Here is a 17,122-nt window from a genome sequence, read left to right as displayed (position 1 = left end):
CGTTCGCCCGCGGATTCGCCCCACTCCCCCGCCATACGGTGCAAACAGGGACATTCCGTCCCGACCCGGAGCCCGGCGGCCGCCCGCCCGCTCCGCTGCACGAGCCATCGAACCGGGAGACGCCATGAGCACCGCCCAGGAGCTGTACACGACGGGAATCCGCGAGCACTTCGCGCCCGCCCTGCGCGCCCTGGGCCTCCAGGGCTGGCGCCACTCGTTCTCGCTGCCGGACCGCGACCGGTGGGCGGTGCTCGGCGTGCAGGCGGTACACGCGGACGGACGGGTGCGCTACACCGTCAACCTCTCCGTCACCGACAAGGCCGCCTGGGACCGGCGGAGCATCCGCCCCTGCGCCAACACCCCTACGGGGCTTGAGCGTTGGCGCGCCCCGATCGGCGAGGTGATGCCGGTCGGCGGCGAGGTCTGGTGGGAGGTCGCGCCCGGCCCGCGCTGGCTGGTCGCCGTCGAGGACTCGGTGGCCGCCGTCCGCGGCTACGCGCTGCCCGAACTGCGCCGCCGGCTGCGCCCCGACGACCGCGGGCCCTACCTGCTGCCGGCCGCCCTCGACGGCGTCAACAACGCCCTCGCGATCGCCGGCGTCGCCCGCATCCAGCGCGCCGAACTCACCGACCACATCCTCGAGTTGCACGGCGCGTGGAGCCGCCACGACCCGGCCGCCCGGCAGGTCCTGGCCGGCGCCGCCCGCGGCTTCCTGTCCGCCCGCGACCGGCGGTTCCGGCTGGTCCGGGCGCTCGACACCCTCGGCCGCCCGCTGTGGGAGTTCCCGGCCGGGAACCACGGCGAAGCGGACTGAGTCTTTCCCAGTACCGGCACGCGCCGGCACAGAAACACCTCCGGGGGGAAGCACATGACGGGGACCGCCACGACGTCCGCGCCGACACTGTCGCACGAGCAGCGCCAGCTCGACTGGGACGGCTGCCTGAACGTCCGCGACCTGGGCGGCCTGCCCACCCGCGACGGCCGGCTCACCCGCACCGGCGCGATCGTCCGCGCGGACAACCTCGACCGGCTCACCGCCGAGGGCCAGAACGCCCTGCTCGGTTACGGCGTGCGCACCGTCATCGACCTGCGCAACCCCGTCGAGTACCGGCCACTGCTGCCCACCCCCGACACCGTCGACCTGGTCCGCGTCCCGCTCGACGCACTGGCCGGCCCCGACTGGTGGGCCCGCTTCGGCGCCCTCGACGGCACCCCGCTGTCCTTCCGCCCCTACCTCGACCACTGCCGGGACGCCGTCGCCCAACTCGTCACCGCCGTCGCCCACGCCCGGGACGGCGGCATCGTCGTGCACTGCGGCGCCGGCCGCGACCGCACCGGTCTGGCCGCGCTCGTCCTGCTCGCCCTCGCCGGCGTCGAACCCGCCGCGATCGCCGAGGACTACCTGCTGTCCGCCGCGAACCTGCGGCCGCTGTGGACCCTCCTCGACCGCCCCGGCGAAGAGGCCGACATCGCCCGCGTCCTCGCCGACGCCGGCACCACCGCCGAAGGCGCCCTGCACGCGGTGCTCACCGAATTCGACGCCGCGCAGTGGCTGCCCGCCGCCGACGTCGCCGCGCTCCGAACCCGCCTGCTCTCCGCCAACTGACGCCCCATCAAATGGTTCGCGCCCCACGGCGGGCGCGAACCATACTGCGCCGCATGGTGGACTTCTCCGTTTTCGACACCCGCGGCTACCCGACCGTCGACGTCCGCACCGGCTACGCCGGCTGGGTCGACAGCTACGAACAGACCGTGCAGGACGCGATGGACCTCGACGTCCTGGCCCGACTCGCCGTCCCCGCCTGGTCCGACGCCCGCACCGCCGTCGACCTCGGCTGCGGCACCGGCCGCACCGGCGCCTGGCTGCGCGACCGCGGCGTCGGCGCGATCGACGGCGTCGACCTCACCCCCGAGATGCTCGCCCGCGCCCGCGAACGCGGCGCCCACCGCACCCTCACCGAGGCCGACCTCGCCGCCACCGGACTGCCCACCGCCGCGTACGACCTGGCGGCCTGCTCCCTGGTCGACGAACACCTCGCCGACCTCACCCCCCTCTACCGCGAGGCCCACCGCCTGGTCCGGCCCGGCGGCCTGTTCGTCCTGGTCGGCCTCCACCCCGCTTTCATCATGTCCGCCGGCATGCCCACCCACTACGACGGCCCCGACGGCCCCGTCGCCATCACCACCCACGTCCACCTGGTCAGCGACCACCTCACCGCCGGCCTCGCCGCCGGCTGGCACCTCGCCGAAATGCGCGAACAGACCGTCGGCGACGACTGGATCGCCCTCAAGCCCAAGTGGTCCCGCCACCGCGGCCAGCCGGTCTCGGCGGCCTACGTCTGGCAAGCGTGAACCCAGGGGCGCGTGGGGGCACCTCCCAGCCCCCTAGGGCTGGGGGAGAACTGCGCGAAGCGGAAGGACCCAACCGCAAGATCGCGACGCCGAACAATGACTTGCACGCGCTCGCGACCGTCCAGACCCGCTCAGAACCCCGAGTTCGGCGCCGTCACCACCCGCGTCCGCCCATCCGCCCTCGCAGCCAGCCCCGCCTCCAAGCGGAGCGCTCGCGCCGGCCCGAGCAGGGCCATCGCCTCGGGGACGGTCGCCCACCGGTACGCGTCGAGCTCCCCCGCCGGCAGCGCGATGGGGGTGTCCGCCGGGAAGACGCCCAGGTCGAAGAGGAAGTGGCAGGCGGGGTGGCCGAGTTCGCCGCTGGGGTGGGTCCAGGCGACGGCCAGCAGGTCGCCCGCCTCGCGGTGCAGCCCGGTCTCCTCGTGGAGTTCGCGGGTGGCGCACTGCTGCGCGTTCTCGCCGAGGTCGACGGTGCCACCGACGAACTGCCAGGCGTCCCGGTAGCCGGCCTTGACGATCAGGACCCGTCCGTCGGGGTCGGTGATCAGGCAGCCCGCGGCGGCGTACACGCGGGGCAGGGAGGCGAGCCAGTCCTCACGGGAGGCGAACTCGGGGGCGTCGGCCATGTCACTCCTTCGGCGGGGGTGGGGGCGTGCGGCCCCACTCTCCCACCCCCTCCGAAGCGCGTGCACCGAGGGTTTCCGTGCCGGACGGCTCAGTGTTCGGAGTGCCGTTCCGCGCCGCGGTGCCGGTGTCCGGGCAGTTCGGTGTGTGCGGCGGGCCCGTCGGCCGGGCCCGCCGTGGCGGGTGTCCGGCGTCCGCCGTGGCTGAACACGGCGTCGCCCGGGTAACCAGCCGTCTCGGCGGCGCGCGTGGTGTCGGTGTGCAGTTGCGGCGCGAGAGGTGCCGGGTCGGCCTCCATGGTGCGGTCCTGCAGCACCTGATGGCTGCCCTCGCGGAGCCTGATCATCCCGTCGGTCGGTTGCTTGGTCATCGCCGGCCTCCCTTCATCGGCTTCGTCAGCCCGATATGCCCATTATCGGCCCGTATCCCTCGCGACGCCTTGAACTCCCTTTACCGAAAGGCCAGCTCAGGCCCCCCGCGATATGGGACCATGCCCCGTGGCCACGGTGATACAAGCCGACGAATCCCAGGAACAGCGCACCGCACAATCCGCCCCGCGCGGCGCCCAGACGGACCGGGTCCGGCACCCGGCCGCCCTGATCCGCCTGGTCTCCGGGTTGTGCTGGATCGCCCTGGTGTTGCTGCTGGCGGGCTACGCCCGCTCCTCCGCGCTCGGTCTGGACACCGACGTCTCGCGCGTCACCGACCAGATGCCCTGGCCGCCGGTCAAGCTCGCGGCCGCCCTTTGCGGCGGCGCCCTGCTGCTGGTGCCGCTGGGCTACGCCGTCGACCGGCTGCTGCACGCCGACGGCCGCCGGGTCGCCGACGGTGTCCTCGCCGCCGTCGGCGCGTACGGCCTCTCGCTTCTCCTGGACCTGCTGGCCGGCGACCTCACCACGCTCACCCACCCGCTGTCCGGCGGCGACGGCCGCACCGACCCGGTGTACGGGCACCTCGCGCCGGTGCTGGCGTTCATGACCGCGATCGGCACCACCGGCATGCGCCGCTGGCGCAGCGCGCTGGCCGTCACCCTGACGCTGTCCGGCCTGTCCGGGCTGATCACCGGGTACGCCACCCCGCTGTCGCTGGTGCTGTCGCTGCTGCTCGGCTGGACCATCGCGCACGCCACCCGGTACGCCGTCGGCGAGCCGGTCGGCACGCCCACCGAGGACCAGATCGCCGCCGCGCTGACCGCCTGCGGCGTTCGCCCCGACGCGGTGCTCGCGCTCGGCCCGAGCCGCTACCTGGTCACCCAGCACGACGGCCGCCCCGACCTGGACGTCCACCTGCTCGACCGGCACGTCCAGGCCAGCGGACTGCTCGGCCACCTGTGGCTGGCGCTGCGCCTGCGCACCGCGCCCCGCCCGCTCGGCCTGCGCCCGCTGCGCGCCGGGCTCGAACACCAGACCCTGCTCGGCCACGCCGCGACCGCCGCCGGTGCCCGCACCCGTACACCCGTCGCCGCCGTCGAACTGAGCCCGGACGCCGCGCTGGTTGCCTACCGGCGGATCGACGCCAGCCCGTTCGCCGAACTGTTCACCGAGTGCACCCCGGCCGCTGCCGGTGCAGAACCGGCCGCCGAGCCCGAGATCTCCCCCACCGACGCGGAACTGCGCGACGCCTGGCAGCAGTTGGCGCTGCTGCAACGCCGCCGGATCGCGCACCGTTCGATCTCCCCGCAGACCGTCCTGCTGGACGCCGAGGGCCGGGTCCACCTGGTCGGCCTGGCCCGCGGCGAGATCGCGGCCAGTGACCTGCTGCTGCGCCTGGACGTGGCCGGCATGCTCGCCGTCCTCGCCGTGCACTCGGGGCCGGAACGGGCCGTGCGGGCCGCGATCGACGTCCTCGGCCGAGGCCCGGTCGGCGCCGCGCTGCCGCTGCTGCAGCCGATCGCCCTGGCCCGCGACACCCGCGCCGCGCTCGCCCGGCACAAGCAGCTGGCCGGCGAACTGCGCGCCGAGGTGCAGCGGCAGATGCCGCAGGCCGCCACCGAACCCGTCCGCCTGGAGCGGCTGCGCCCGCGCACGCTGCTCAGCATCGTCGCCGGGATCGCGGTCGGGTACGCGCTGCTGAACTTCCTGTTCAACACCGACGTCAACCCGGTCACGCTGGTCGCCGACTCCGACCCGCTGTGGCTGGCCGGCGCGGTGCTCTGGGCCGCGGCCAGCTACCCCGTCGCGACCTTCGCGTTCAGCGGCTTCGTCCCCGAGAAACTGTCGTTCCGCTCCACGCTGGCCGCCCAGGTCGCCGGCGCCTTCGTCAAGGTGGCCGCCCCGGGCGGTGTAGGCGGCCTCGCCCTGAACACCCGCTACCTGCAGTGCGCGAACATCCCCACCGCGCAGGCGATGTCCAGCATCGGCGTCAGCCAGCTGTTCGGCCTGGTGCTGCACATGATGCAGCTCGCCGTGTTCAGTGCCCTGGTCGGCGTGGACACCACGTCCGGCGACGACTCCTCTGCCCTGGCCGGCGGCTGGGTGGTGTGGCTGGCCGGGTTGGCCGCCGCGGTCGTCGCGGTGTCGATCGCCGCAGTGCCGTCGCTGCGGCGGCGCGCCCAGACCCTGCTGCGGCCGCTGCGCGCCGAGGTACTGCCGCGCCTGCTCGACCTGGCCCAGCGGCCCGGCAGGCTCGCCACCGGCGTGGCCGGACAGCTGCTGGTGTCGATGTGCTTCGTGGCCTGCCTGTACTGCTGCACCCGCGCGGTCGGCCAGCACCCCGGGTTCAACGCCGTCGCGGTGAGCTTCCTGGCCGGCAACGCGGCCGGCAACGTGGTGCCGACGCCGGGCGGCGTGGGCGGCGTGGAGGGTCTGACCGCAGGAATGCTCAAGGCGACCGCGGGCATCGATTACGGCACCGCGCTCGCCGCGGTGATGCTGTACCGGCTGCTCACTTTCATCCTGCCGGTGCTGCCGGGCTGGGCGGCGTTCACCTGGCTGAAGCGCCGCCGGGCGATCTGACCCGCTCCGGTCACTCGCCCCGGTGGTCCTCGTCCCCCACCGCGACCTCCCGGACCTGCTCCACCGCGTCCCCCTCGGCCGCCGGTGCCGCCCCCAGCTCACGCTGCCGCCGCAACACCTCCAGGTCATCCACCTCCGGCTCCACCGCCTCCCGCTCCGCGTCCCCCGCATCCAGCACGGTCGGGGTCGGCTCGTCGACGTCCTCGGGGTATTCGGGGTTCTCCGCATTCAGGCGCATACCACCAGTATCCGGCGCAACCCCGCATAACGGTCACCTTTGGAACGGCGGGTCCCGCACCCGCGCGGAGCGCGTGCGCCCCGGGTGCGCTCGTACGGTGGTTCGGTGGGGCCCGTGTGGTGGAGGGTGGTCGGGATGCTGGTGGCGGAGGTGGCCGGGGCGTCGGCGCGGTTGGCGGGGACGGCGGCGCGGTCGGAGAAGGTACGGGTGCTGGCGGAGCTGTTCGGGCGGGTGTCGGCCGAGGAGGCGCCGCTGGTGGTGGCGTACCTGGCGGGGCGGTTGCCGCAGCGGAAGGTCAAGGTGGGGTGGCAGACGTTGCGGGAGCGGCCGGAGCCCGCCGCCGGGGCGACTCTCGGGGTGCTGGAGCTGGACCGCCGGCTGTCCGCCCTCGCGGCCCTCGCCGGTCCCGGCTCGCAGCGCGAACGCCGACGCCAGGTGGGCGAGTTGATGGCGCTGGCCACCGGGCAGGAGCAGCACTTCCTGCTCGGGCTGCTCTCCGGCGAGCTGCGCCAGGGCGCGCTGGACGCGGTGGCGGTGGAGGGCCTGGCAGCAGCCGTCGGCGCACCGGCGGAGGCGGTTCGGCGGGCGCTCATGCTGTCGGGCGAACTCGGGCCGCTGGCGGGCCGGTTGGTCGAGCAGGGCCCGGCCGCGCTGGACGCCTTCCGGCTGACCGTCGGCCGCCCGGTGCAGCCGATGCTGGCGCAGAGCGCGAAGGACGTCGACGAGGCCCTGGACCGGCTCGGCCCGTGCGCGGTGGAGGAGAAACTGGACGGCATCCGGATCCAGGCGCACCGGCACGGCGACACGGTGCGCCTCTACACCCGGACGCTCGCCGAGATCACCGCCCGGCTGCCCGAAGTGGCTGCGCTGGTAAGGGAGTTGCCGCAGGAGCGGCTCATCCTCGACGGCGAGGTGCTGGCGCTGGACGAGGAGGGGCTGCCGCGGCCGTTCCAGCAGACGTCCGGCCGGGTCGGCTCGCACGGCGAGCACACCGAACTCCCGCTGTCCGCCGTCTTCTTCGACCTGCTGCTGACCGGCGACCGGGACCTGCTGGGCGCCCCCGCCGCCGAACGCCGCGCCAAACTCGCCGCCCTGGTCCCGGAATCCGCCCGGGTCCGGCACCTCCGGGTGGACGACCCGTCCGATCCCGAACAGCGGCAGCTGGCCCGCGAGTTCAGCCGCGCCGCGACCGCCGAGCACCGGCACGAGGGGGTGGTGGTGAAGTCGCTGGACGCGCCGTACAGCGCGGGGCGGCGCGGTTCGTCCTGGCTGAAGGTGAAGCCCGTCCACACCCTCGACCTGGTGGTGCTGGCCGCCGAGTGGGGGCACGGACGGCGCACCGGCCGGCTGTCCAACCTGCACCTCGGGGCGCGGCGGCCGGACGGCACGTTCGCGATGCTCGGCAAGACGTTCAAGGGCCTCACCGACAGTCTGCTGGAGTGGCAGACGGCGCGGCTGCGGGAGTTGGCGGTCCGCGAGGAACGCTGGGGTGTGGTGGTGCGGCCCGAGCTGGTGGTGGAGATCGCCTTCGACGGCGTCCAGCGTTCCAGCCGCTACCCGGAGGGGGTGACGCTGCGCTTCGCCCGGGTGCTGCGCTACCGGGAGGACAAGCGCGCGGCCGAGGCGGACACGGTGGAGTCGGTGGCGGCGCTGCTTCCTTGACGGCCCATGACATCGGAGGACCCCCAGCGAAACCCGCCCTTAATGCCCCATCATCGCTCCTGCAAACAAGTTGCAATAGGGTGGCCCTCGCAACGGATCATCCGTCGACCGAGAGGGGCTGCTCACCCATGGGTGCCTACACGCTGCCTGACCTGCCCTACGACTACTCCGCCCTGGAGCGGGCGATGTCCGCCGAAATCCTGGAGCTCCACCACTCCAAGCACCACCAGGCGTACGTCAACGGCGCCAACCTGACGCTGGAACAGCTCGCCGAGGCCCGCGACAAGGAGCAGTTCGGCTCGCTGGTCGGCCTGCAGAAGACCCTCGCCTTCAACCTGTCCGGCCACGTCCTGCACTCGCTGTTCTGGCAGAACCTCTCCCCCGAGGGCGGCGACCGCCCGGACGGCGCGCTCGCCGACGCCATCGCCGAGCACTTCGGCAGCTTCGAGGCGTTCAAGCAGCAGCTGACCACCGCCACCGTCGGCGTCCAGGGCTCCGGCTGGGGCATCCTCTCCTGGGAGCCGCTCGGCAAGCGCCTGATCGTCGAGCAGGTCTACGACCACCACGGCAACGTCGGCCAGGGCACCGTCCCGCTGCTCGCCTTCGACGCCTGGGAGCACGCCTACTACCTGCAGTACAAGAACGTCCGCCCCGACTACGTCACCCGCCTCTGGGACGTCGTCAACTGGCAGGACGTCACCACCCGTTTCACCGCCGCCACTTCCGCCTGACGGCCGCACCTCCGCCGGGGCCCGCCACCGCGGCAGGCCCCGGCTCGGCCGTGCGCGCGGCCCCGCTACCGTGGGCGGCATGAACGCGGTACAGGAGTTCGAGACCCACCGGCCGCGGCTGTTCTCGCTCGCGTACCGGATGCTCGGATCCGCCGCGGAGGCCGAGGACGCCGTGCAGGACGCCTACCTGCGCTGGCACGGGGCGCTGCGGGAGCAGATCGCCGCGCCCGGGCCGTGGCTGAACAAGGTGCTCACCAACCTGTGCCTGAACCGCCTCACCTCCGCCCGGGCCCGGCGCGAGGAGTACCCGGGCACCTGGCTGCCCGAACCGGTCGCCACCGGCGCCGGCGCCCTCGGGCCGATGGAGCACGCCGAGCAGCGCGAGGCGGTGTCCTTCGCGGTCCTCACCCTGATGGAGCGGCTCACCCCGCCCGAGCGGGCCTCGGTGGTGCTGCGCGACGCGTTCGGCTACAGCCACCGCGAGATCGCCGGCGTCCTGGACTGCTCCGAGCCCGCCGCCCGCCAGCTCTACCACCGCGGCCACCGGCACCTGACCGACGACGCCCCGCAGCCCGCACCCGACCCGGCCCAGAACGCCGCCCTGCTGCAACGCTTCCTCTCCGCCGCGGCCGACGGCGCACTCGACCGGCTCGAACAACTCCTCGCCGAACAGGTCGTGGTGTGGGCGGACGGCGGCGGCAAGGTCCGGGCCGCGCTGCGCCCGGTGACCGGCCGCGACAAGGTCACCCGCTTCCTCGCCGGGCTGTTCGCCCGCTTCACCACCGGTGTCCGGTTCGAGGCCGCCGAGGCCAACGGGCTTCCGGCGATACTCGGCTGGGAGGGCGACCGGCTCACCTCGCTGGGCTCCATCGACGTCGGCCCGGACGGCGTCACCACCGTCCGGATCCTGCGCAACCCCGACAAACTCGCCCACTTCGCGGCCCACCACCGCCCGCTGTCACAGAACGCCTGACCGCCCGGTTCCTTCCTGTACCGACCCTCCTGGAAGGAACCACCACCATGAACGACCGCACCATGCTGGTGACCGGCGCGACCGGCGTACTCGGCCGCGAAATCCTGCGCCGGGCGCACGAAACCGGCTGCCCGGTCCGCGCCCTGACCCGCCGCACCACCCCGCCGGACCTCCCGGGCGCGACCGGCACCGACTGGCGCACCGGCGACCTCGTCACCAACGTCGGCCTGGACACCGCCCTGATCGGCGTCGACACGGTGATCCACTGCGCCAGCGACCCGCGCCGCCCCAAGGACGACCTGCCGGCCTTCCGCCACCTGCTCGACGCGGCCCGCCGGGCCGGCGTCCGGCACATCGTCAACATCTCGATCGTCGGAATCGACCAGGTCCCGCTGAAGTACTACCGCGTCAAACTGGAGGTCGAGCGCCTGCTCGCCGAGTCCGGCCTCGGCTGGACCAATCTGCGCGCCACCCAGTTCCCCCAGCTCCTCGACGGCATGCTCACCACCCTCGCCCGGCTGCCCGTCCTCCCGATGCTCGCCGGCACCCCCTGCCAGCCCGTCCACCCCGCCGAGGTCGCCGACCGCCTGATCACCCTCGCCCTCGGCCAACCCGTTGGCCACGCACCGGACTTCGGCGGCCCCGAGATCCACCCCTCCACCGAGCTCGCCGCCAGTTGGCTCCGCGCCACCCACCCTCGACGCCGCCGCGTCCTCCCCGTCCACCTCCCCGGCCGCCTCGGCACCGCCCTCCGCCAGGGCCACCTCACCACCCCCGCCCACCCCGACGGCACCACCACCTGGTCCGACTACCTCGCCACCCGCCGCGCCTGACCTCCCCGGGGCCGCACCTACCCTCCCGTGCGGCCCCCGATCAGCGGTCCAGGAACACTCCTGATGCGGCCGACCGCGCAGCGCCTTCAGCAGGGTTCCGCCGCCGCTCACCGACGGCGCGCCAGCGCCCGCCACCGCCACGGCGTCAGCCACCAGGCCGCCGCGCCCACCGCGAGCGAACCCGCCGCCAGTACCCAGCAGGCCGCACTCCGCGGGTCCGCCCACGGCCAGTTCCACCAGCGCACCGCTCCGGACGCGTCCCAGCCCAGGTACGTCAGTGGGAAGAAGGTGGCAATCGGCAGGACCCAGACCTGCCGACGCCCGAGCAGTCGCCCCGAGAGCACCGCGAGCCCGCACCAGATCAGCACGGCCCGCCCCACCATGACCGCGCTCGCCGGACCGGAGACGATCGCCTCCACGCCGCCCGCCAGGCCCAGCGCCACCGCCCCGGCGGCCAGCAGCTGGACCCGTTCGGCCCGCCGCATCCGGAGCCCGCCCACCGCTTCCCAGCTGTCCATCCCGCTGTGCAGTGATCCCGCCACCAGTGCCGCCCAGACGGCGGCCAGCACCATCCGCAGCTGCATGGTGCTGTCGCCGTACGCCCCGGGAAGCGCCATCGCGACCGAGCCGAACCACAGCTGGGCCCCCGTCAACCCCGCGGCGGCGAGCGCCGCCCAGCCGGCCCGACGCGGGCGCGCGAACAGCATCAACCCGTTCTCAGCCACAGTCGCCGCCGCGCGGCAGCCGCTGGTCCACCCAGGCGAGCTGCACCTCCTCGGGCTGGGCGACCAGCCGCCCGACCGCCTCCTGGTCGACGCCGGGCGGCCCGCCGTGGACACTCGCCGGAACGCCGTGACCCGCGAACCGGGCGGTCAGCCAGGCGATCAGCTCCCACTGGCCGGCCCCCTCCCGCCCGCACGACAGCGGGACCGTCTCCGCGGCAGTCCCGATCGCCATCGCCGTCGCCACCTCCCAGACCTCGCCCTCCCGCAGGACGAACCCGTTCCCACGATCGAGCTCCCGCCCGTCCAGCCCCTCCTCCGCGAACTGCGCCGGCACCCGGAACCGCCCGTCAGGAAGCGCCGCCGCCCGCTGGGCCAGCTCCCGCAGCTCGGGCAGGTAACGCCGGCTCTCCGGCCACACGCAGATCTTCGGCACCCCGTCGGTGCACAGCGGACGGGAGGGCGCAGACCGCTGCACCACCAGCGGTCCGGCAAGCGCCCACAGCACCAGCGAACCGGCCAGGGCCAGCACCCCTCCCGCCGTGCCGAACGACCTGGCGCGCCACTTCGGCCCGTGCCCCTCGGTGCGCACCTGCCGTCCGGCACCCACGGTGAGCCCGACCAGCGCCAGCGCGGCGGCAGCCCGGGCGAGCAGCGGCCAGGCCGCGACCGTCCGGGCCGGATACCCGGACAGCACGGCGAGACCGACACCCGGTGACATGCCCTGCGGCACGAACCCGACCAGCCCGAGAAACACCAGGCACCCCAGCGTGCACACCACCGGAACGGCGAAACGCGACCGGCCCCCGCGCCCCGCCAGGTGCCCCAACGCCGTGCACCCGGTGATCAGCACCGCCCCCAGCAGCACGTAGCCGGGCCACCAGAAACTCGGCCCGCCGTCGCGCACCGTCACCGCGACCGCGGTCAACACGCCGACCGCGTACGCCGCCAGGCCGTACGTCAGGCCTGCCGCCACCTGCACGGCCTCGATCCGCCACGACGGCCGGGCCGCGGCGAACCCGACCACCACACCGGCACGGCGCCGGGCGGCCGCCGCCCAGGCCGCCGCACCTGCCATCGCCGGCCCGAGGTAGAACGCCGGGATCTGCGCGGCCGCACTGGCCTGCGACCACACCCCGATCCACGACCTGTCCCGCCCGAACAGCACCAGCAGCACCACCGCCACCAGCGCAGGAAACACCCACCGCAATGGCGAGCGGCGCAGCTCCGTCCGGTACGCCCGGCTCATCGGCCCACCGCCTGCCGCCCGTCGAGGGCGCGCATGTAGCCGCGCTCCAGCGGGCTGTCACCCGGATCGCCCGGACGCGCCAACGCCGCCAACTCCCCCGGCGTGCCCCGGAAGACGAGACGTCCACCGTCCATCACCGCGACCTGGTCGCACACCGCCGCGACGTCCTCCACCAGGTGGGTGCTGAGCACCACGCCCGCCCCGGCCAACGAACGGATCAGGGCGCGGAACTCCAGCCGCTGCGCCGGATCCAGACCGACCGTGGGCTCGTCCAGCAGCACCACCTCGGGCTCACCCACCAGCGCGGCAGCGATCCCGGCCCGGCGGAGCATCCCGCCGGACAGCGACTTCATCCGGGCCCGCGCCCGGTCACCGAGCCCGACCGCCTCGACCGCCTTCCGGGCAGCCTCCGTGGCCCGCGCGTCGGGCACCTCGCGCAACCAGGCGCAGTAGCGGACGAACTCCTCCACCGTGTACCCCGGGAAGTACCCGAAGTCCTGCGGCAGAAAGCCGATCCGCCGCCGGGCCACCCGCGCCGCCCGCTCCGAATCGACCGGTCCCCCGCACACCTCCAGCGTCCCGCCGAGCGGCGGCGCCACCGTGGCAAGCGTCCGTAACAGGGTGCTCTTCCCCGCCCCGTTCGGCCCGAGCAGCCCCAACACGCCCTCCCCGACCGCCAGATCCAGCCCCTCGATCACCCGCCGCCCCCGGTACCCCTGCACCAGCCCGACCACCCGCACCCTCGGCTCCACGCCGCGCCTCCCCACCTCAGCCGCACCTCACAGCGCCCCCTGCGACACACCACCGCCGCCTTCCCACAGGCCGGGGAACGCCAAAAGGCCCAGGTCATCACTGAATGACCTGGGCCTTCTCTGAGCCGCCTATGGGATTCGAACCCATGACCTACGCATTACGAGCCCGGGAGTGATCATGCTGACTGCTGCCGTCATCGATCACCTGGTGATGAACCCACAGGTCAGAACGTTGCGCCGTGATCCGAGATCCCGCCCGAACCGGCACGTGCTGCCCCGTCCGCTCACGCATCGCTCACGCAAGTCGGCACCCCGGCTCGTTCTGGTTCAGCGCGTGCGCCACTCCTTGTGCGGCTCGATGATGACGCTGCCGCCCATCCAGCGCGTCCCGCATACCGGGCAGATGACGTACCACTCGTCACCCGCAGCACTTTCGTCCATGCGGCCAGTTTGTCCGCTACCTGGGCAGAGATCCTGCTGATCGTCTTGCTGTTGTGCCATCGTCTCTCCTAACAAGGTCTGCTATGCCGCGTGCTCAGCAGCTAGGGCTGTGGCGCGGATCGCGTGGATGACGGACACCATGGCGTCCACCTCCGCCTCGTGGAAGATCGCCTCGGGGCCGGCCGGGGCGATTGCCGTGAACGGGGACTCATAGAGCGCGGCCACATCTATCGCACCGTTGCGCGCCAGGTAGTCGATCAGCTCATTGACGAAGCGGAGCTGGTTGGCGGTGAAGGTCTTGCCCTGCTGAAACTTGTCCAATGCCAGGGCCGCCGCGTCTCGCTCCAGGCCAGTGAGGGAGCGCAGGAAGAGGCCAAGGCCGCCGTTGGCCTCTTTGACATGGTCGATGTCGGCGGCAGTGGCTAGACCTGCCTCGACGAAGATCTTCTCCAGCTCGGTCAAGTCCAGTGCGGTGATCTGCTTGTTGCGGCGGATCTTCTGAACCGCGAGCTGGTCCCGGTGGGTGTTGAGGTAGATCCGGACCTTTTGCTCGAAGCGAGTGAGGTCGGTACCGACCGACATGCCCTTCAAGGAAGCGGCGGTCAGTTCGCCGAGTTCGTCCTCGAAGTCGGTGTAGACGACGGTGCGCTTGGTCCGCTCGATCAGCCGGACGAGGCTACGCAGGCGGCGCCGCATGGTTTCCAGCATGGGCAGCGTGACATCCTGCCACCACTCGTCGCTGGCGACCTCGTCCAGGAGGAGCTGCTGGGCCTTGATGGCAGGGATGGTCAGCTGGTTGAGCAGAGCAGAGGCGATCTCCTGAACTTGGTCCCGAAGACGGTTAAAGCCCGGGTCGCCGTTCACAACGGCGAGCTGAAGCCGGAGTGCAAGCAGGTCGAAACGCTTGGCCTCCTCGCCAGCGTCGTCCTTGTCCCGGAAAGCAGTTGGCAGACCGGCCAGGTGATCGACCACTGCGGCGTGCGCGTCCGGCGTGAAGTCGAGCCACGCGTCGAATTCGGTGAACGTGTCAAGGTACTCGCGGTGCGGCCGGACCAGGAAGTTGTCCGGGTTCATGGCTGTGACCTCGTCATGCAGCCGCGTAGCAAGGTCCCAACGCAGGCCAATCTCGCTGACCATGCCGTCCGGCTCCGTGCGTACTGCCGGCTCCGACCTCGATCCCTCCTCGGGATCCGACGCCCCATCGAGAGCGAGGAGCAGGTCGGCACGGCGCTCGAAGATCCGCTGACTGAGTGAAGGGGAGAGCTTGCCCTCGGCGCGCATCAGGTTCTGGTTGAAGAACTCGAGGTTCTGGCACAGATCGAAAACGAGGAAGCCGTCCTTGCTCCGGTTGGGGCCGAACAGGTCGGGTGCCAGGCGCGTACCACGGCCGATCATCTGCCAGAACTTGGTCTTAGAGCGCACCAGCTTGAAGAAGACCAAGTTGACTACTTCGGGGACGTCGACACCGGTGTCGAGCATGTCCACGGAGATCGCGATCTGCGGGGATGACTTCGTCTTGTCGGAGAAGTCGTCGATCAGGCTCTGCGCGTACTCCTTGCGGTAGGTGATCACCTGCGCGAAGGAGCCCTTGAGGTGGGGGTAGTTCTTATCGAAGCGCTCGGCGATGAACTCCGCGTGGAGACTGTTGGCGGCGAAGATGATCGTCTTGCCAAGCTTGTCCTCGCCTTCGATCTTCAGGCCGTGGGTCATCAGGGTCTGCAGGGCCTTGTCGACCGTGTCGGCGTTGAAGAGGTACTTGTTGAGCTCCTCTGCGGTGATCTCGTCAGGGACGTCACCATCCTCGCCCCACTCGGTCTCGTCCCACTTCTCCTTGTCTTCGTCGGACAGGTCGTCGTACTTTATGCCGCCACGCTGGAACTTCAGCGGGACCTCGACCGTGCGCGGGGCAACCAGATACCCCTCGGCCACGGCCTCGTCCAGGCTGTAGACGTCGGTGGGTACGCCGTCCTCCAGCTCGAAGCGGCGGTAGGTGTTGCGGTCGACTTCGTCCTTGGGTGTCGCGGTCAGGCCGACCAGCAGCGCGTCAAAGTAGTCGAAGATCGCGCCGTACTTCTGATAGATCGAGCGGTGCGCTTCGTCGATGACGATCAGGTCGAAGAAGCCCGGGCCGAAGAGCCTCCGCCCCACGTCATCGGTCTGGTTGATCAGGTTCATCATCGTCGGGTAGGTGGACACGAACACCCGCGCGTTGGGGTCCTTCTCCTCCAACAGGTTAACGACGGGCGCACCGGGGAGGTGCTTCTTGAACTCGTTGGTGGCCTGCTTGACCAGCACCTTGCGGTCGGCGAGGAAGAGGATGCGCTTGGCCCAGTTGGCGCGCATCATCAGGTCACTCAGGGCGATCACGGTGCGGGTCTTGCCAGAGCCCGTGGCCATCACGAGCAAGGCGTGCCGGAGCGAGTCCTTCTCGAAGGAGTCTGCGATCCGCCTGATCGCGCGGGACTGGTAGTGGCGGCCAGCGATCTGCTCGTTGATGGGCAAGGTGGCGAGCGTCCGGCGGCTAGCGCGGCGCTGGATTAGCAGGCGCAGCTCGTCCTTGGTGTAGAAGCCCTGGACCTCGCGGGGCGGGTATTGCAGGTCGTCCCAGAGGTACGTGCGGTAGCCGTTGGTGTAGAAGATCACTGGGCGCTGCTTGAACTGGGACTCAAGAGCATCGGCGTAGAGCTTGGCCTGGTGCTGGCCCTGCTTCGGGTCACGGGTGGTGCGCTTGGCCTCGACAACGGCCAACGGCTTTCCGTCGTCGTCCCACAGCACATAGTCGACCTTGCCCTTCCCGGAAGGCGCGGCCGAGTCAGGCAGCCCATCGACCGGGTACTCGCGGTCCTGGGACTGCTCCAGCGCCCAGCCGGCCTCCTTGAGCAGGAGGTCGATGATCAGAGCGCGGGTCTCGGCCTCGTTGTAGTCGTGGGTGTCGGGCTGGGCCTCATTCGCTGCCTTAGCCGCCTTGATCTGCGCACGCAGTTCGGCGATCTCGGCATCGAGGTCCTGGTTCTTCTTACGCTCGGCGGCCAGGGCAGCGTCCTGCGCGGCGTACTTCTCGGCCAGCGCTTTCAGCTCGGCCTGCTTGGCGATCCGCACCTCGGCCAGCACCGGGCGCGGGATCAGCGCCGTGTTGAACGCGAGGACAGACGCCGGGAGATTGGCCGGGTCGAGGGTGTAGGTATGGGCCATCCAGTACATGACGTGGAATAGCTCCGCTACCGTCCGCACCGCATCCTTCGACGCGATAGCTGTCTTGCGGTGCACGGCGATATTGCCCTGGCGGCGGATCACATCCATCTTCGCCCTGATCGCCGGGCCGGCAGCCTTGACCAGCGTTGGTTCGGCGATCAGGGCAGCCAGATCGGTGTGATAAGGCGGCTTGAGCGCATCGTCCGCCTCGAACAGCCACGTGAGCGCAAGCTCCAGTACCCGCCGTGCATAGAACACGGACGCCCGCGGGTCCGCGTGCGCCAACCGCTCAGCGCGCACGGCCTCGCTGTGCAGCTCCGGCCACTCAGCTGCTAAGAACGAGAAGTTACTTTGCGGCGCAGGCGTGCTGCCATTACTCACGGTGATGCCCTTTCCTAA

The 17,122-nt window shown here is 71.8% G+C and carries 16 protein-coding genes; 8 read left to right on the top strand and 8 right to left on the bottom strand.

Going from position 1 to position 17,122, the window contains the following annotated elements:
* The first annotated feature begins 124 nt into the window (after positions 1-124).
* From ACFYST_RS08495 to ACFYST_RS08485, 3 genes are read left to right on the top strand one after another with little or no spacing between them, the layout of a single operon-like run.
* Positions 125-814: a hypothetical protein gene (locus tag ACFYST_RS08495; RefSeq protein ID WP_387638944.1), complete on the top strand. Its 690-nt coding sequence runs from the start codon at positions 125-127 to the stop codon at positions 812-814.
* A gap of 54 nt (positions 815-868) precedes the next feature.
* Positions 869-1,606, top strand: coding sequence for a tyrosine-protein phosphatase (locus ACFYST_RS08490; RefSeq protein ID WP_387860925.1), 738 nt, complete (start codon positions 869-871; stop codon positions 1,604-1,606).
* Positions 1,607-1,659: 53 nt separating this feature from the next.
* Positions 1,660-2,352: a class I SAM-dependent DNA methyltransferase gene (locus ACFYST_RS08485; RefSeq protein ID WP_387860924.1), complete on the top strand. Its 693-nt coding sequence runs from the start codon at positions 1,660-1,662 to the stop codon at positions 2,350-2,352.
* Positions 2,353-2,483: 131 nt separating this feature from the next.
* Here the strand turns inward: ACFYST_RS08485 and ACFYST_RS08480 are convergent, their stop codons facing one another.
* The gene (locus ACFYST_RS08480) at positions 2,484-2,978 is read right to left on the bottom strand and encodes an NUDIX domain-containing protein (RefSeq protein WP_387638951.1); all 495 of its coding nucleotides are present in this window, start codon (positions 2,976-2,978) and stop codon (positions 2,484-2,486) included.
* Between the two features lie 89 nt (positions 2,979-3,067).
* On the bottom strand, positions 3,068-3,346 hold the full coding sequence (locus ACFYST_RS08475) for a hypothetical protein (RefSeq protein ID WP_387638954.1): 279 nt from the start codon (positions 3,344-3,346) through the stop codon (positions 3,068-3,070).
* 127 nt (positions 3,347-3,473) lie between these two features.
* On the opposite strand from ACFYST_RS08475, the gene ACFYST_RS08470 reads away from it, so the two are divergent.
* The gene (locus ACFYST_RS08470; RefSeq protein WP_387860923.1) at positions 3,474-5,930 is read left to right on the top strand and encodes a YbhN family protein; all 2,457 of its coding nucleotides are present in this window, start codon (positions 3,474-3,476) and stop codon (positions 5,928-5,930) included.
* A 10-nt stretch (positions 5,931-5,940) separates the two neighbouring features.
* On the opposite strand, the gene ACFYST_RS08465 is transcribed toward ACFYST_RS08470, so the two are convergent.
* Positions 5,941-6,168, bottom strand: a complete 228-nt coding sequence (locus tag ACFYST_RS08465) for a hypothetical protein (protein ID WP_387638959.1) — start codon at positions 6,166-6,168, stop codon at positions 5,941-5,943.
* A gap of 135 nt (positions 6,169-6,303) precedes the next feature.
* On the opposite strand from ACFYST_RS08465, the gene ACFYST_RS08460 reads away from it, so the two are divergent.
* From ACFYST_RS08460 to ACFYST_RS08445, 4 genes are all read left to right on the top strand, one after another.
* Entirely contained in the window at positions 6,304-7,830 is a 1,527-nt protein-coding gene (locus ACFYST_RS08460; protein ID WP_387860922.1) for an ATP-dependent DNA ligase, read from the top strand.
* A 128-nt stretch (positions 7,831-7,958) separates the two neighbouring features.
* Entirely contained in the window at positions 7,959-8,561 is a 603-nt protein-coding gene (locus ACFYST_RS08455) for a superoxide dismutase (RefSeq protein WP_387638965.1), read from the top strand.
* 79 nt (positions 8,562-8,640) lie between these two features.
* Positions 8,641-9,534 carry an RNA polymerase sigma-70 factor gene (locus ACFYST_RS08450; RefSeq protein ID WP_387638968.1) on the top strand — a complete coding sequence of 298 codons (894 nt, stop codon included), beginning with the start codon at positions 8,641-8,643 and terminating at the stop codon, positions 9,532-9,534.
* Positions 9,535-9,581: 47 nt separating this feature from the next.
* The gene (locus tag ACFYST_RS08445) at positions 9,582-10,367 is read left to right on the top strand and encodes an SDR family oxidoreductase (RefSeq protein ID WP_387860920.1); all 786 of its coding nucleotides are present in this window, start codon (positions 9,582-9,584) and stop codon (positions 10,365-10,367) included.
* 107 nt (positions 10,368-10,474) lie between these two features.
* Here ACFYST_RS08445 and ACFYST_RS08440 read toward each other — a convergent pair whose 3' ends face one another.
* The 5 genes from ACFYST_RS08440 to ACFYST_RS08420 form a co-directional block, all read right to left on the bottom strand.
* Entirely contained in the window at positions 10,475-11,074 is a 600-nt protein-coding gene (locus tag ACFYST_RS08440; RefSeq protein WP_387860918.1) for a hypothetical protein, read from the bottom strand.
* Between the two features lie 10 nt (positions 11,075-11,084).
* Positions 11,085-12,338: an ABC transporter permease gene (locus tag ACFYST_RS08435; protein ID WP_387860917.1), complete on the bottom strand. Its 1,254-nt coding sequence runs from the start codon at positions 12,336-12,338 to the stop codon at positions 11,085-11,087.
* On the bottom strand, positions 12,335-13,090 hold the full coding sequence (locus tag ACFYST_RS08430) for an ATP-binding cassette domain-containing protein (RefSeq protein ID WP_387860916.1): 756 nt from the start codon (positions 13,088-13,090) through the stop codon (positions 12,335-12,337). The genes ACFYST_RS08435 and ACFYST_RS08430 overlap by 4 nt, the downstream gene beginning before the upstream one ends.
* 327 nt (positions 13,091-13,417) lie before the next feature.
* Entirely contained in the window at positions 13,418-13,591 is a 174-nt protein-coding gene (locus tag ACFYST_RS08425) for a hypothetical protein (protein ID WP_387860914.1), read from the bottom strand.
* A gap of 21 nt (positions 13,592-13,612) precedes the next feature.
* On the bottom strand, positions 13,613-17,104 hold the full coding sequence (locus tag ACFYST_RS08420) for a DEAD/DEAH box helicase family protein (RefSeq protein ID WP_387860913.1): 3,492 nt from the start codon (positions 17,102-17,104) through the stop codon (positions 13,613-13,615).
* Between the last annotated feature and the right edge of the window lie 18 nt (positions 17,105-17,122).

It is taken from the genome of Kitasatospora sp. NPDC004614 (genome assembly GCF_042873675.1).
Taxonomy (GTDB): Bacteria; Actinomycetota; Actinomycetes; order Streptomycetales; family Streptomycetaceae; genus Kitasatospora.
The sequence above is the reverse complement of the archived record's forward strand: the minus strand, read 5'-3'. Positions and strand labels throughout refer to the sequence as shown.

Excerpts from the sequence above, each read along its gene's own strand:
- ACFYST_RS08455 (WP_387638965.1), top strand. The coding sequence starts at position 7,959 with ATGGGTGCCTACACGCTGCCTGACCTGCCCTACGACTACTCCGCCCTG.
- ACFYST_RS08460 (WP_387860922.1), top strand. The coding sequence starts at position 6,304 with ATGCTGGTGGCGGAGGTGGCCGGGGCGTCGGCGCGGTTGGCGGGGACG.
- ACFYST_RS08495 (WP_387638944.1), top strand. The coding sequence starts at position 125 with ATGAGCACCGCCCAGGAGCTGTACACGACGGGAATCCGCGAGCACTTC.
- ACFYST_RS08445 (WP_387860920.1), top strand. The coding sequence starts at position 9,582 with ATGAACGACCGCACCATGCTGGTGACCGGCGCGACCGGCGTACTCGGC.
- ACFYST_RS08480 (WP_387638951.1), bottom strand. The coding sequence starts at position 2,978 with ATGGCCGACGCCCCCGAGTTCGCCTCCCGTGAGGACTGGCTCGCCTCC.
- ACFYST_RS08450 (WP_387638968.1), top strand. The coding sequence starts at position 8,641 with ATGAACGCGGTACAGGAGTTCGAGACCCACCGGCCGCGGCTGTTCTCG.
- ACFYST_RS08475 (WP_387638954.1), bottom strand. The coding sequence starts at position 3,346 with ATGACCAAGCAACCGACCGACGGGATGATCAGGCTCCGCGAGGGCAGC.
- ACFYST_RS08485 (WP_387860924.1), top strand. The coding sequence starts at position 1,660 with ATGGTGGACTTCTCCGTTTTCGACACCCGCGGCTACCCGACCGTCGAC.
- ACFYST_RS08440 (WP_387860918.1), bottom strand. The coding sequence starts at position 11,074 with ATGCTGTTCGCGCGCCCGCGTCGGGCCGGCTGGGCGGCGCTCGCCGCC.
- ACFYST_RS08465 (WP_387638959.1), bottom strand. The coding sequence starts at position 6,168 with ATGCGCCTGAATGCGGAGAACCCCGAATACCCCGAGGACGTCGACGAG.
- ACFYST_RS08435 (WP_387860917.1), bottom strand. The coding sequence starts at position 12,338 with ATGAGCCGGGCGTACCGGACGGAGCTGCGCCGCTCGCCATTGCGGTGG.
- ACFYST_RS08425 (WP_387860914.1), bottom strand. The coding sequence starts at position 13,591 with ATGGCACAACAGCAAGACGATCAGCAGGATCTCTGCCCAGGTAGCGGA.
- ACFYST_RS08490 (WP_387860925.1), top strand. The coding sequence starts at position 869 with ATGACGGGGACCGCCACGACGTCCGCGCCGACACTGTCGCACGAGCAG.